Raw genomic sequence first — 14,306 nt, forward strand, 5'->3', positions numbered from 1 at the left:
AGCCACGGCGTGCAGACACCGCGCCACCCTGCCCGTCTCGCCGGTGGAAGTCATGCCACCACGCCGTCCACAACAGACCTTCTCAAACACGCTCTTAGTGCGTTTATCAGCCGTACTCAGCCGTAGATCGGAACAGAGTAAATAGTCACTCTACCAACCCGTTCGAGCTCGTGCGATAATACCGCTCATGGGAATCAGCGTCCTTGCTCGTAAGCTGCTCTGGGGTCGGGCCGGAGATTCTTGTGCCTGGCCGGGGTGCAATCAATCCCTCACGGCCATCGCGGGCGATGAAGAAGCTGGCGTCCTCGCAACGCAAGGACTGATCTTGGGAGAGGAGGCGCATATTCGATCCTCAAAGGTTGGAGGTCCGCGACATGACCCAACATATTCCGAGGACCAGCTCGATGGTTACGCCAACCTGATCTTGTTGTGCCCGACGCACCATACCATCATCGACAAGGAGTGCGGGAAGGGTTGGCCTATCGACCGGCTCTTGGCGATGAAGGAAGAGCATGAGTTTCAAGTTCGCCAGAGTCGTGGATTCGGTGAGCAGCGCCGCCAGAAGCTTGAAGAGCATATACTCGCGCAGTTGGCGGTTTGGGAACGGAGACTCGGCATCGATGACCCGAATGAATGGACTAATCTTACGTTCGGCCTGAATCAAGTAATTCCCAGCATTCAAGACGATCGCCTGCAACGACTGCTGGGTCTCGGCAGTTGGTTACTCTCGCGTTCATGGTCGCCAGAATTCCCGCGGGTGCGCATCGCCTTCGAGCGTCACTTTGCGGTTGTGCAAGCTCTGCTGTCCACTCTTGCTGAGGATGTTTTCGAGAAGGTTAACTCAGGCTGGCGCTTGGCGCGACCGTATAAGCAACTTGGCAGATGGGACCCCGTCGAGTATGAGAGGCTCCTTCGTGAGACAAACATAAATGCGGTCACTGTATGGTTTTTGACATGCGAGCTTTCCCGTAGTGCGAACCTAGTAATCGAGGCGGTTCGAGGGGAGCTCGATCCGCTGTACCGCCTTGACGAAGGAATGGTGCTGACTCGGGATGGGGACGGAGTTCTGGTTGATCTGATCCGCCGCGACGAATATCAGAACTGGGATTGGGAGGCCCCGCCCTCGACTCCTTCACTGGCGAAAATCCGGGAGTCTGTAGTTGCGGCGGCCGAACCGAACGATACCCGGGTTGAGCACGTAAATCCGCGAATTCTGAGGATTGGCTGTTAGGCTTACTTAAAGTGAGTCCTTATTTGCGTCAGGCGCTTAATGCCTCTGTGGGCTGGCTTTCGGGCACGGAGAGTTCGGCTTGGTTAATCGGGCGTCGTTATCGATCCTGTCGGGCGGGGCGCATGCTGTGTGGCAGGCGTGGCGCCGGGCGCCAGAGGACGTGTGTGGGCCTCAGCCATCCGCAGATATTTGCCGCCTTACTAAACAGTTGGTTGGCGACTTAAGGCGAAACATGATCCTGGCGCGCCCACTTCTTCCGGTGCGATCAGACTTAGTGCGATTGGCTACAGGGGAAGACGCGCCTTCAGCGACTGATGTGCGCCACGCATGTCGGTCCATGACAGCTCCACCCACTCGGTCGTATGCCCGAAAGTGTTGGTAATCCACACTTGCTGTGTTGTTTCTCCCGGTCGCACGATGTCGGTTGCGACTCCCTCAAGATGAGGCTCACTTCCAGTGCTGTCTATAAATTTCACCCTGCTGGCTGGCGCGCTGCCGACATTGGTAAATCCGATTATTATTGATCCGCTCGACGTCTGGTCCGCCGCAACATCGAACTTGGCCTGCGGCTGTTCAACCTCCATCAGAATGGTCCAAGGCTTGCTGTCGGCTCGCTTGCACAGAATTTCAAGCTGGATTGGCGACTCGTCGTATCGAATCGTCCAAGCGTCTGCGTTCGTCCACCCTGGCGCCAGGCTCGGTTCGAGTTCGAGCTTGTGTCGCTCGCCGCGCCGCAACGCAAAGATAGCTGCGCTCTTTCCGATCTTGTCCGAGCGGTCAATGCCAGGGACGAGCCGGTACGGTCCCCAAACCGTATCGTCCATCTGTTCCTGACTTGGACTTCCTGCCAAAAGGGAAGTCGGTGGCTGATCGCTCCGTATCCGGACTGCGACTTCGTCCAAGCCTTGCAGGCCAGCCGGTCCTTCGAGGGCGAGGGTGAGAACAACTCGGTTGCTGCCCTGATTACGTGCCACCGCAGACACCGTCAAGTGGGGCGTGAGTTCGGCATGGCGGCGTTCGGCCTCGATTCCTGCTGTCTCCTTGGCCGAGGCTGCAGCAGTCTCCGCCGCCTGGGTCGCCCGCCGAGTGAAGTGCACGCTTACGGCGAGGGCCAGGATCCCCGTCGCAGCCCCCGTTATGCCGCCAATCCACGACAGCGCTTCCAAGTTCACGGTCACCATCGTATCGAATGGGTGCGTCACCGCGACCTCCGGCGTCGCGCAGTCCGTAGCAGATGCCACCAATTCGGATCCCACGCGCATGAGGTGGGTGACCATGGATTGCAGCCGAGCCAACCGCCGCACGTCGTACTCAGCCGGCACCAATGCGACCTTCTTGGAGGCAAAGGGCTATTGCCGCTTTGCTGCTAGTAAGCGACTGCAGCAGCCGCTCGCGAGCAACGCTTGGCAGCTGGGCATACGTCAATCCCGCCTGCATGATGTCGGCGAGCCCAGCCTTGCGTTCGGCGCCAATGATGGTAGAGATGCCGGGGTGGTTCAGGAGTTCACGGGCAACGTAGGCGTCGCCAAAGGCGAGGGCTTGGTCGATCAGGTCTGCGGCCAGACTTCGTACCCCCGGATGGTCTACTCCGCCCGCCGCGTCCAGGACCGTGAGACCGAGGCGGGTGTGAAAGACGGCGAGGCTGGGTGTGGGCGTTAGCCGTCGGTAGGTGCGGAGCAGCGTGTCGAGGTAGGCACCATCCGGCTCGCCGCCGGCCCTGGCGCACAGGTAGGCCAGACATGCGGTGGCGGCCTCCTCCCACGGCTCGCCGCGGACCGTCTCGGTGATGATCGCGCGAGCGCGCTCAATCTCGCCGGAGGTGGCGTGGGCAATGACCGCGACTTGGCGCCCGTCGAGCATCCGTTGGCCGATGCCGTTGTGCCGCTGGAGGTGCTCGTAGGCCTCTTTCCACCGGCCGGCGCCGGTCAGTGCGCGGGACCCGTCCGCGAGAAGCACACCCCACAGCCACTGCCGTACCTCGCGATGATCATCGTCGGTTCGGGTCAGCCTGCTCGCCGGCACCAGGTGGCCGTCGATCAGGGTGTCGGTGCGGGATGAGACAGCTTGGAAGAGGTTGTTGAGGAGCCCGAGAGCCGCGTCGCCGTTGCCGTCTCTGATTTGCAGGCGGGCGAGGTTGACCAGCGGCTCGAGGGCATGCCGCGCGTCCTGCGCGCCTAGGGGGAGGGCGTGCAGGTACGCGTCGGCATGTTGGTGGCACCACTGCCGGGCCAGGTCGGGCTGGCCGCAGTCCGAGGCGATCAGCGCAGCCTGGTTGTAGACGGCAGACGCCGCAGCCAGGTCGCCCTCCCGATCGGCGCGTTCGGCGAGGACGCGCAGGTCGTCGACGCGGCTGGTCAGAGCCTTGGCGGCGGGCCGCGGTCGGGCCACAAGAGGGAAACGTCGCAGGACGTGGCTGGTCGGGCCCATCGTCACTGCCAGGTAACGGTGATGCGGTGGTGCGGGCGGGGGAGGACGAAGTGTCCAGCCGACGGGTTCGCCACGGCGGGCGCGTCGGGGATCGCGAAGCGCACGGTCCGGGAGCGGTATTCGGCGTCCCAGACGCGGATCTCGTCGGCGACGTGCTGGGCGAGGCCCTCGCCGGAGGGGCCGTGGCCGATGACGCCCACCTCGTACAGCTTGCTGCCGTCGGCAGCCGGCGGCGCCGGTCGGAGGGTGAGGTACGCGAGGTCGGCGCCGTGGGTGGTGGCCATCGCTCCCCACGGAAACATGGGGGAGACGGTGCCGCGCTCGATGGCCTCGGGTTTGACGTTCATCCGCATGATGGCGTTGTCGAGACGGCAGGCCAGCCACAGGTCCAGCCATTCGAACGACACCATGGGCGGGAAGATCACGCCGGTCCACGCCTCGTGCCGCTCGGTCCCGAGCACACCAGCGAGAGCGGCCGCGTCGATGCTCTGGTCCTTGTGCACCTGCAGGGTCACGTCCTGCTCGTCGGTGAGGGTGACGAGACGTCGTGCATCATCTCCGATGCCGCGCAGCGGCATGAAGACGGCCAGCTCGCTGCCGACGTCGCGCCAGCCACCTTCGTACCGCTCAAAGACGATCGAACGGGAGGCGGCGCCGCGCAGGCGGAGCGGCACGACCAGGCGGCCGTCCGGGGCGACTTGCTCAAGCCACGTGGTGGGTGTCTCCCAGGCACCGACGGTGGCGATGATTCGGTCGTACGGGGCGGCGTCAGGGTGTCCGAGCGCGCCGTCGCCGTGGACGACTTCGACGTTGGCGACGCCGGCGGCGGCAAGGTGTTTCAGGGCCCCGTCAACGAGGTCGTCGTCGACGTCGATGGTGACGACGCGTCCGGTCTCGCCGACGATGGCGGCCAGGAGAGCCGCGTTGTAGCCGGTACCGGCACCCGCTTCCATGATCCGGTGGCCCGGTCGGGCATCGAGCTGTTCGAGCATCATGGCCACGATCCGGGGCTGCGAGGCGGCGCTGATCGAGGCGCCGCGACCGTCGGTCTTGGTGTAGACCGGTGCGTCGGCGTACGCCTGCTCCAGCGGCACGCCGGGCAGGAACAGATGCCGTGGTGTCTGCCGCATCGCGGCGTCGACGCCCGGCGTCCGGATGATGTTCTCTGCCCGCAGCCGGTCGGTGAGCTCGGACCGCAGGTCGGCGGGATCACGGTGCGTGGTCATCTCGTCGACGCTAATGGTCGGCGGGATGGGTGTTGAGGTGGACACGGTGCTCCTCCTGATGGGATCGAAGACGTTCCTGACCGCGAGTGCGGCGAGGGTGGACTGGTCGCGTACGGACAGGCCCATTCGGTTGGCGTGGAAGATGACGTGGTGGGCGATGACCGCGCGGAGGCCCCGTCGGAGGCGGCCGTGCCGTGCCAGGTCGGCCAGGGCCTGACCGGCTGCCTCGAACGCGTCGAGCCATGCGCCGTAGCCCGCGAGCGGCCCGTCCGAGCCGGGACGGCTCAGGCTGCGGATGTCCACGGACATCAGTCGGTTGATCGCCCGGCTCAGGGCGGCGGCGGTGGCGCTTTCGGAGGGTAGGGCTGGGGCGGGACGTAGTTCGGCGACCTTGGTCCAGACGTCGCCCTGCTCGTACCAGTCCAGGCCGGCGCTGCGCATCAGCGTGCTGCACAGCACGACGGCAAGTTCGCGTCTTCCGAGCGTGGGCGACTCGGCGAGGCCTGGTCCAAGGAGCAGCTGTCGGCTGTCCTGATGGAAGAGGTCGTGGGCGACGTGCATGCCGGCCGCGCCGCCGAAGGCCAGCGACTCCGGCTCGTAGAGGCCTCGGGTCCAGGTGACGATGCGGTCGTCGACGGCGAGCGTCTCCAGCAGATCCTCGACGAGATGGGAGGTGGGATCGTCGGCGACGTACCGCCACCGCCACGAGGGGTACTTGCGGACGTACCACCAGCCGTGCAGGACGCCGGCGTCCTGAGCAGCAGCCAGTGCGGGGGCGAGCACGGTGGCGGCGATCTGCTCGGCTGCGGCTGGTGTGGAGAACTCGACTGTGTACTGCCGCCATGCAGGTGTCGGCATCGGATCAGACATCCTCACGTGAGGTAGGTCGGGCGGTGAGCAGGCAGGAGTCCCAGGAGCTGCCCGGCGCGGAGGAGGTGCTGCAGCTCAGCGCCGCCAGTGCCACTCCGGCGGCGCCTTCGAGCAATCCAGGGCCTGGCGTGTCGTCGATCAGGGCAGCAGCCGTACGCCGAGGGCCGGCGGCCGCGGGGTCGATCCGGTTGAGCAGGTGGGGGACCCGGGCGTTGAGGCGGGCCGCATTTCCGGGGAGAGCGTCGGCGACGACGCGGTGGGCGATGTGGGCCAGGCCTGCGTACCCGTGGCACAGGGAGGGGTCGGTGGTCGCGGCGAGCTGGCGTCGGTCGGTCAGGGCGCGGGCGAGCGCGCGTTCGGCAGCCACGCGACGGACCAGGTCACCGGTCGCGAGAGCGGCGAGTTGTTGCGCGCGTGCCAGACCGGCCGTGCCGTAGCACCATGACGGCCGCTGGGCGCTCGACGGCGACGCGCGGCCGGCGCGCAGCTGCGACCTGGTGACCCAGTACGGCCAGATCGGGCCTGCGTCGGTGCTGCTGCGCCACCGGTCGAGCCAGGAGCAGATGGTCGCGATCGCCGTGAGTTGACCCTGCACGACGACGCCGCGCAGGGCGGCGAGTGCCAGCAGAGCCAGGGGTCCGGTGACGCCGTGCGCCATGCCGGTGTTGCCGTGCCCACCGGAAAACCGTTCGTCGGGGCGTCCGTTGGGGCCGCTACCGGTCCACCAGCCGGGCAGCACCTCGCCCTCGCGGTGCAGGGGAGAGGTGAGACGGACCAGGTACTCGAGTACGGCGCAAAGCTCCTGCCCGCCGGACGATCGGTGCAGCAGGTACGCCCCGACACCGGTGAGCCCTCGGATTGCGTCGAACTCGGCAAGAGCCGGTAGCTCGCCGGCGTCGATGCGGGCGTGCGCAGCGGCCACGCGGCGCCGCGCGTCGGCGGCGATCGCCGTGTCGAGGCCCTCCAGCGCGCGGGCGTACGAGCCGGGCTGGTGGACGGCAGCGCTCGCCAGGACGTGCGCCAGCGCGGGTGCGCCGTGGAAGGGGTGGCTGTCGGGGCCTGTCGTTACCGGGCCGCTGGTAGCGGCGGCGAGCCAGTGATGGGCGCGTTGCCACGGTCTTAGCCCTGCCGCTGCCAGTTCGACGTGCAGCAGGGCGATGCCGGGTACGCCGAGGGCGAGCGACTGCCGCCACCAGGGTTGGTGGATCGGCAGGCTGGGATCGTCGGGGTGAGCGAGGAGATCGGCGACCGCGACGGCCAACTCGTGGCTCTCGTACGCGAGGCTCATGACCGGCTCCGGGCGAAGTAGGCCAGGGCGGCGGCCCGGGCGAGGTAGCGGCATTGGTCCTCGTCGTCGAAATCGATGCCGACTGCTCTGATGAAGTGCGCATGCATGAGCGAGCCGAGGACGCGGTGAGAATCGATGCCGTCGGTGTGTGGGCCGGGTAGGTGGGTCCGGTAGACGGCGAGGGCGACGTCCCGGTTCTTCCAGGCGTCGACGATGGCGGAGCCTCCGGCGACCGCACGCAGCGCCGCCCAGTCACCACCGGGCTGGGCGAGGCGGACAGCTTCGCGGAACAGCGGCCGGGGGACCGGCTGGGGTGCCGTGGCGGGCACGTGGTCAACCAGCCAGCGCATTCCGGTTTCGAGGCTGCCGGTGTAGGCGACGGCGATGGCCGCGGTGTGCGCGGCGACCAGCGCCTGCCGGCTCGGCCGTACCGTTTGGCGCAGCTGCGTGAGTACGGCGTGGGAGTCGGCGATGAACACCGCCTCGGCGGCCTGCATGGCGGGCCCGGATCCCCACCGGCCGGTCTCCGGGTAGGAGGTGGCGTACTGCACCTCCCGCAGCAGGCCCCGCCGTCGCAGGTCGTCGGCCCACGCGCTGACGCGCTCGGCCGCCGGCCCGAACGCCGAGGCATTGGACAGCGCGATGCGGAGCCGTAGGTGCTGGTCCGGGTCGCGGAACCGGAGGAACCACCAGTCGGGCGGGGCGTCCCACTCGGCGATCAGCCGGGGCAGGTGCTCAGCCAGGAGCAGGTCCTGACGGCGGATGTCTCCGTACAGTTTCGCGAGCAGGATCCGCGAGGCGGCTGGACTCTGCCCCTGATCGCGTCCGATGACCCGGGCCGGGGTCGGTGTGGGCAACGGCGGCCAGGGTGGCGGCTCTGTGGCATGCAGCGCGACGATGACCTCGTGCGGGCGGCTGCCGCACCACCCGAGGTCCTCCGGCGTGGGGGCCTCCACGAGGACCGCTCGCGGCGAGGTGAGCAGGTGGGCGCGCAGCAGGACGCGGTGGGCCGACTCGTCGAGATCCAGCGGTAGACGACGGTCGGCCTCGACCAGGTGCACCAGGCGCGGCAGTCGCCGGCGAGCCCGCCATTCGTCGAGGGCGTCGTCCCAGGCGTACCAGGGCTGGTGCCGGTCGGGCAGCTCGGCGGCCTCCAACCGCCAGGTCGCCGGCGTCAGAATCGCCCGCCCGTAGCGCACCCGGGGGAGGAAGGGCAGCTTCGTCCGGGCAGCGGCGCCCCAGTCGAAGGCCGTGACCTGGGCACACTGGGCCCGCCCGAGCTCGATGAGGAACCGGGCCAGCGGGGGAGTGTGGGTACGCAGGTTCAGCGCGTGCATGCCGACCGCCTCGATCCGATGGCCCCGGTCCGGTGCCGCGAGGTACAGGCGTCGGCCGTCGCAACCCACGGTCAGGTCGTCGGCGGTGAGCACTGATCGGCTGGGCCAGCGGTGCTCGGCCAGGCTGATCACCGTTGGCAGCACCTGAACGGCGCGCGCGACGTGCGCGGTCCCGGGATCCAGTGGCGGGAACGACACCTGGGCGGCGACGGTGTCCCGGTCGCCGGCGGGCAGTTCGCTCAGGGCAGCGGCCAGCCATCCCGCGTCGGTCGGCCGCAGCACACTGAGGAACCGGCCGGTGAGCCCGCCAGCGGCCCGGGAGATGGAGGTGACCTCGACCGTGAACCTGCCGCGGGCCAGGTCCTTCCCGTCGGCGGCCTGCACCCGTACGCATGCCTCCAGGTGCGGAGGAAGACGTAGCCGCTGCGGTCCCAGGTCCAACTGCGCGATCGTTGCCTCGTCGAGGACGACCTCGGTCGCGGCGTCCAGTGCCGCACGCTGTGCCATCTGCAGCAGTGCCTCGTCGCGGCGGGACATCGGTGAGCGAGGATCAGGTGCGGGACTGCCCGGGTAGCCGTCCGGCAGCCCGATGCCGCTGTCCGGGTCGACCACATCCCGCACCGGCACCAGCGAGCCGATTCCGTAGCGCTCGTAGAAGCGCTGGTGGTAGGCCCGCCAGGCGGCAGTGCCGTAGGGGTACGCGCTCAACCGGGCCAGCACCAGCGTGGCCTGTTCCACCTCTCTGGCTACCTGATCGGGGAGCGTCACCGAGGCGTCCAGCCGGAGATCCACGGCGAGCGGCTCGTGCTCGGAGATCGCGAGACTCCGCATCCGCGAGGCCACCAGGCGTCGGGCCGCTGGAGCGTCGCCCGGCTGCGCCGTGTTGTGCCGCCGTAGCCCGGCATGGATCTCGCGGAGAGCGGCGATGACCTCAGCGACGGGCGTACCCGTTCCGTCGCCGGCCTCGTCGAGTTGGCTCAGCAGGTACCCGAGCGCGTCCGGCTCCGTGCTGGGAGCGTGCAGGCTCGTGATGAGGGCGCGGTGGGCGATCAGCTGGGTGAGCATCGCCGTGACGGCTGCTGCCGACGCCTGCGGAAACGCTCCACGGAGCTGCGAGGCGAGGACCTCCACCCGGATCGGGCTGCGGGCTGCCGCAATGACGGCCCGTACCGGCGCTGAATGGCGTAGGGATACCTCCGCCGCTCCCAGATGGCCGTCGAGCCCAGGCTGCGGCTGGTAGGGGACGATCAGCCGGTCGTCGCGGACCGTCAGCGTGCTGTTCGCGACCACGACGAGACGGGAGAGCAGCTCCGGGCAGCTTTCGATATGGGTGATCACGTCGGTGAGCCAGCCAGCGCCTGCCCGGGCGATCGCCTGATGGGCTGTGCCCCATCGGGTAGGTGCTCGCGAGCCGAACACAGCGGGTGCCACGCCCGCGAGCAGCCCGAACGGCGTGGGGCGACCCAGCAGACGCTGGGCATACCGGACGACGGCCTGGACCGTCCGCCGTGTCTCGCGTACCGAAGCGGTCTCACCCGCGCAGAGCTTGCTGACCTGCGCCGCGAGCACCGGGCTCGAGAGCGTGATCGCCTCGGCCACGGTGTCGATGGCCCAGGTCTGTCGTAGCCAGGTAACCCAGGACGGCACGAGGTCGGGGCGGGGCTCGGTCAGGTCTGGCCACGGGGGCAACTCGATGGCCGGATGGGCGACGGCGCGGACAAGCGCGGTGCCCATCGACCGATAGGCAGAAGACTCCACGGAGCGGCTCACTTGATCACCTCGGTGAGACGGGGGTGCCCGGCCGGCGCCGACCGTCGTGGCGGCGCCGGCCGGCCTTTCAAAGCCCGTTGATCAGGCGACGTTGGTGGTGCACGCGGTGCAGGTGCTGCCGCAGCCGTCGTCGGTCAGGTTGACCAGACCGGCGACGTCTGCCACCTCCAGCAGGCTGACGTCGAGGTCGAACTCGTCGTCACTGACCGTCGCGCTCAGCTCCAGTGTTCCGATCGCCATGTGTTCCTCCTTGTTGGTTCCGCGGGTCGCCCTGACCCGTCATGAAGCTCGGCGCCCGCGTCTTTGGGGTCGCCGCTACCGCCGGTTGAGGCGGAGATCGAGATGCCGACGGCCCTGGTGCCACGCCAGGTGGATGACCAGCGCGTTGTCGGAGGCGAGTTGGTTGCCGGCGGCACCAGCCGAGACGCTGGAGTGGGCCTAGATTCACCAAGCCGACGATCGCGTACGGGCGCTCTGCCCACCGAGCGCGCTGGTTTCGGATAGCTGGCGAGCACTCGCGCTGCCCAGGAGTAGTACTCGCAGGGGAAGGGCTTGAGCTGGCGGAAGTAGCCGTAGCAGCCGCGACAGAAGCCGTCGTCGTCCTGATGGATGTTCAGGACCACTTGCGCGGTTGCACGGAAGTCGCTTTCCGGATGGGGCCGCGCGTACAGGCTCTTGGTCACGCTGAAGGCGGCCATCATGACGACTTGTCTGCTGCGGAGTCACCGAGGTCGCCGTCTATCCAGACCAGCTCTGCGCTGTGGATGCGTTCGCAGTGAGCGGCTCTGCTACAGACGGCGATCGCCTGGCCCTCGGCGCTCAGCGAGACGGCGGAACCGTCCGGCAGCTCCATACCCCAGGCGATCACCACCCGGGTGTCATCGCCGTCGGGGTAGCGCACCAGGGCGAACCGACGCGGGACCGTCGGGTACTGGCCGGTCATGAGCCGCTCCTGAAAGCTTCGGTGTGCAATCGCGGGTGGCTCGCAGCCTGTGGAAGTGAGTGCGTGCTGAGCGGTCCGCAGTGGCGTGCCGGCGCACGAGGGCACCGGCACGCCACGGCACCGGTGGTCCGGCGCGGGATGGCGCGGGGGACGGCGATCCCGAGCAGCACGGACCTCCGGCGTGCGCGGGCGGAAGAGCTCCCGGCGTCGCGGGTCAACGCCTGCGTGCTCTCCGACCACGCACTGGTCCGAGGCGAGCGGGCCTCCTGCACAGCACCCACCCCGAACCCGTCCAGGCCAGCCTCATGACGGCCGTCGCATTGGCGCCGGAGCTCGTTCGCTCCAGCCGCCGAACCCTGGGCGAGAACCGGTGGGTGGCGACGGTCACTGACTGGCATGCCAACGACCCTGGCCGGCGCGGTCTATCGCAGCTAGCCATCGGTGAGCGCCTCACGGTGGGCCTCTCACGGTGAGACGACGGGCCGCAGAGCCGGCGGCAGGGCGGACATCTGGCAGACGGCCGACTACTGTGCGCAGTATCCGCAGTTGGAGGGAGTGACCACCCATGCAGCGGGTCGTCAGGCCGCAGTGGTGGCACGAGGGCAATCACCGCGGGGTCAGCATTCGCGTACACCTCGCTCGCCACGACATCGGAGCGGTCTTCGGCTTCCTCAAGGAACGCGGCTTCAGCTGGTCCGCCATCGCGACCGCAACCGGTCTGGGAGCCAGCCGAGTCTCGGAGATCGCTGCGGGCCGCCGCATCGTCACCGACTACTCCGTGCTGGAGCGCATCGCCGAAGGGCTGTGCATCCCACGCCACTACATGGGGCTCGCCCTCGACGAACACGCTGTTCACCACCGGCAGGGCGCGTCCTTCGGGCAGGCCGGACGTGCGGCGCCGCTCGATCCTCGCGAGCTGCTCGGCGTCGTGGCGAGCATCGCGGTAGGCGCGATACCCGCCGGCGTAGAGCGGTGGCTACCCAGCTCTCAGGAGGTCGCCGTCCCGTTCGCCGTCGGCCAGGACGAAGTAGCCACCGTCCGCGCCGTCACCGCCTTCCACCGTAGGCTCGATGCCGCTGCCGGAGGGGGGCGCTGCCTGCAATCCGCGCGCGGATACGTGGCGTGGGCAACGCAGCTCCTGCAAGTGAAGTGCGACGAGGTCGTTGCTGCCGAGCTGCGGGCTGCCCTCGCGGAGCTACACAACCTTGTGGGTTGGGTGGCGCATGACCTCGACGATCACGACCTGGCGCGTCGGCATCTCACCCAGAGCCTCGTCCTGGCGCGACAGACCAATTCGCTGCCGCTGCTGGCCAACACGCTGTATCGCCTCGGGCGGGTCAGCCTGCACCAGGAACAACCGGCCGAAGCGCTCCAACTGTTCGGTCTCGGCCAGCTCGCAGCGCAGCAGGCCGGCTGTCATGCCAGCGTCGGCATACTTCACGCCAACTCCGCGTGGGCCTATGCGCTTCTCGGCACCGACCACCAGGTCGTCGACAGCCTGACCCGCGCACGGTGCGAGCTCGACCAGGCAGACCCGGATACCGCGCCAGACTGGACACACTTTGCGCTGACCGAAGCCGACGTACACGGGATCTCGGCCGTCGTCTATTCCGCCCTGGCCCGCCACCCAGAGCACGTGCGTTACGTCGACCGTGCCGCTGAGCACTCCCACCAGGCGGTCCGGCTGCGCCGACCGCAAGATCGTCGGTCCTTTATCTTCGACACGATCTCGGTCGCCACGGCGAGTATTCTGGCGGGTGATCTCGCTACCGCTGGCGAGTACGGGACGAAGGCGGTGGGTCTGGTGGCGGACGGGATGAGGTCGGCTCGCGTCAACGATCGTCTGAACGCACTGTGGAAGCTTGCCGCGCCGCAGGTTGAGCGGGAGCCGGCGCTCGCTGCTCTCGGCAGCCGGATGGAGCTGCAGGCGGTCTGATGACCACTGCACTCAGCGACGCTGTCGCCTCAGAACTCCGCACCCACCTGAGCCACGTCTGCGAGCAGATCGGTGTTGACGCGAATGATGCCAGGCTCGTCAAATACACGATGAACGCGGTCTTCCTGGCCCCACCGTTCGTGATCCGACTTGCTGCCGGGCCCCACGCTGCGACGCTTGCCCGCCGAGTGGTGTCGGTCGCGGAGTCTCTGGCGCAGATCAGCATGCCCACGGTGCGGCTGGCTGCTAGCGTGACGTCGCAGCCGATCTTCAGCGGGGACTGGGTCGCCACCGTATGGCAGTACGTGCCGACCGTTAGCGACGAGCCCAAGCCGATCGATCTCGCCGCGCCATTACGTGCTCTCCACGGCCTCACCGAGCTCAACTTGGCGATGCCGCGCTGGTCGCCGGTGGAGAAGTTCCGTCGGCGTCTGAACGCTGCCGCAGCGCTGCCATCTGAAGAAGCCACCGCGCTGGACCAATGGTCGAGGACGCAGCTCGGGATCCGAGCCGACCATCTGCTGCGCGATCTTCACGTGCGCTGCGACGACGTGGAAGAGGACCTCGATCGGGTCGTGTGGCATCTGCCGCTCGGCGTCATCCACGGGGACGCACACACCGGGAACGTCCTCCTGGCGGCACCAAATGACGGTGCGATCGTCCCGGCGTCTCTGCTCTGCGACTTGGACGGCATGTCCATTGGCCCACGAGAGTGGGACCTCGTACCGACCGCCCATGGAGCTACCCGGTTCGGGCGCTCGCGCGCTGACTACCAGGGCTTCGTCAATGCCTACGGGGTCGACATCACCGCGTGGGCGGGCTGGCCAATCTTGCGCCAGGTTCGGGAGTTGCAGTTGGTTACCAGTACCATCGACGCCCTTGCTGGCCGTTCCGACGTAGCTCGCGAGTTGGCGCACCGGCTTCGATCGCTCTTCTCCGGTGATCTCGGGGCTACCTGGCGCCGCTACCGGTAACCGTTGTCAGAGCTCGGCTTACGGATTTACGGGTTCCGGCATGACGACCGCAGGAGGAAGCCATCCGTCGCGGCACCGAAGAGGTACCGGACAAATTACAAGTGTGCGCATTGTTTATGCCGGAAGCTGTGGTCGGGAACACTTTGTCACCGCCCAACCGTTCTAAAGCTGGTCCGGCGCTCCGTACGCATTGCCCGTGCCATTCCCTTAGAGCGTGTTTGAGAAGGTCTGTTGTGGACGGCGTGGTGGCATGACTTCCACCGGCGAGACGGGCAGGGTGGCGCGGTGTCTGCACGCCGTGGCT

General features: G+C 67.8%; 10 protein-coding genes. 3 read left to right on the forward strand and 7 right to left on the reverse strand.

Features of this window, described 5'->3' with window-relative positions; genetic code table 11:
• The first annotated feature begins 187 nt into the window (after positions 1 to 187).
• The gene (locus ACWENR_RS25175) at positions 188 to 1,231 is read left to right on the forward strand and encodes a hypothetical protein (protein WP_452279436.1); all 1,044 of its coding nucleotides are present in this window, start codon (positions 188 to 190) and stop codon (positions 1,229 to 1,231) included.
• A 284-nt stretch (positions 1,232 to 1,515) separates the two neighbouring features.
• Here the strand turns inward: ACWENR_RS25175 and ACWENR_RS25180 are convergent, their stop codons facing one another.
• The 7 genes from ACWENR_RS25180 to ACWENR_RS25210 form a co-directional block, all read right to left on the reverse strand.
• Positions 1,516 to 2,553 carry a hypothetical protein gene (locus tag ACWENR_RS25180; protein ID WP_452279437.1) on the reverse strand — a complete coding sequence of 346 codons (1,038 nt, stop codon included), beginning with the start codon at positions 2,551 to 2,553 and terminating at the stop codon, positions 1,516 to 1,518.
• The gene (locus tag ACWENR_RS25185; RefSeq protein ID WP_452279444.1) at positions 2,543 to 3,658 is read right to left on the reverse strand and encodes a hypothetical protein; all 1,116 of its coding nucleotides are present in this window, start codon (positions 3,656 to 3,658) and stop codon (positions 2,543 to 2,545) included. Before ACWENR_RS25185 ends, ACWENR_RS25180 begins: the two co-directional genes overlap by 11 nt.
• 2 nt (positions 3,659 to 3,660) lie before the next feature.
• The gene (gene fxlM, locus ACWENR_RS25190; protein ID WP_452279438.1) at positions 3,661 to 5,742 is read right to left on the reverse strand and encodes a methyltransferase, FxLD system; all 2,082 of its coding nucleotides are present in this window, start codon (positions 5,740 to 5,742) and stop codon (positions 3,661 to 3,663) included.
• Between the two features lie 4 nt (positions 5,743 to 5,746).
• Positions 5,747 to 7,042: a lanthionine synthetase C family protein gene (locus ACWENR_RS25195; RefSeq protein ID WP_452279439.1), complete on the reverse strand. Its 1,296-nt coding sequence runs from the start codon at positions 7,040 to 7,042 to the stop codon at positions 5,747 to 5,749.
• Positions 7,039 to 10,113 (reverse strand): lantibiotic dehydratase, encoded by a 3,075-nt coding sequence (locus ACWENR_RS25200; RefSeq protein ID WP_452279440.1) that lies wholly within the window; start codon positions 10,111 to 10,113, stop codon positions 7,039 to 7,041. The genes ACWENR_RS25195 and ACWENR_RS25200 overlap by 4 nt, the downstream gene beginning before the upstream one ends.
• 117 nt (positions 10,114 to 10,230) lie before the next feature.
• Complete coding sequence (locus ACWENR_RS25205; RefSeq protein ID WP_357662879.1) at positions 10,231 to 10,389, reverse strand: FxLD family lanthipeptide; 159 nt, start codon at positions 10,387 to 10,389, stop codon at positions 10,231 to 10,233.
• Between the two features lie 457 nt (positions 10,390 to 10,846).
• Positions 10,847 to 11,092 carry a hypothetical protein gene (locus ACWENR_RS25210; RefSeq protein ID WP_452279441.1) on the reverse strand — a complete coding sequence of 82 codons (246 nt, stop codon included), beginning with the start codon at positions 11,090 to 11,092 and terminating at the stop codon, positions 10,847 to 10,849.
• A 565-nt stretch (positions 11,093 to 11,657) separates the two neighbouring features.
• Here ACWENR_RS25210 and ACWENR_RS25215 point away from each other — a divergent pair.
• Positions 11,658 to 13,028, forward strand: coding sequence for a hypothetical protein (locus ACWENR_RS25215; protein WP_452279442.1), 1,371 nt, complete (start codon positions 11,658 to 11,660; stop codon positions 13,026 to 13,028).
• Positions 13,028 to 14,002, forward strand: a complete 975-nt coding sequence (locus ACWENR_RS25220) for a phosphotransferase (RefSeq protein ID WP_452279443.1) — start codon at positions 13,028 to 13,030, stop codon at positions 14,000 to 14,002. The genes ACWENR_RS25215 and ACWENR_RS25220 overlap by 1 nt, the downstream gene beginning before the upstream one ends.
• Positions 14,003 to 14,306: the final 304 nt, after the last annotated feature.

Source organism: Micromonospora sp. NPDC004336, assembly GCF_053602615.1.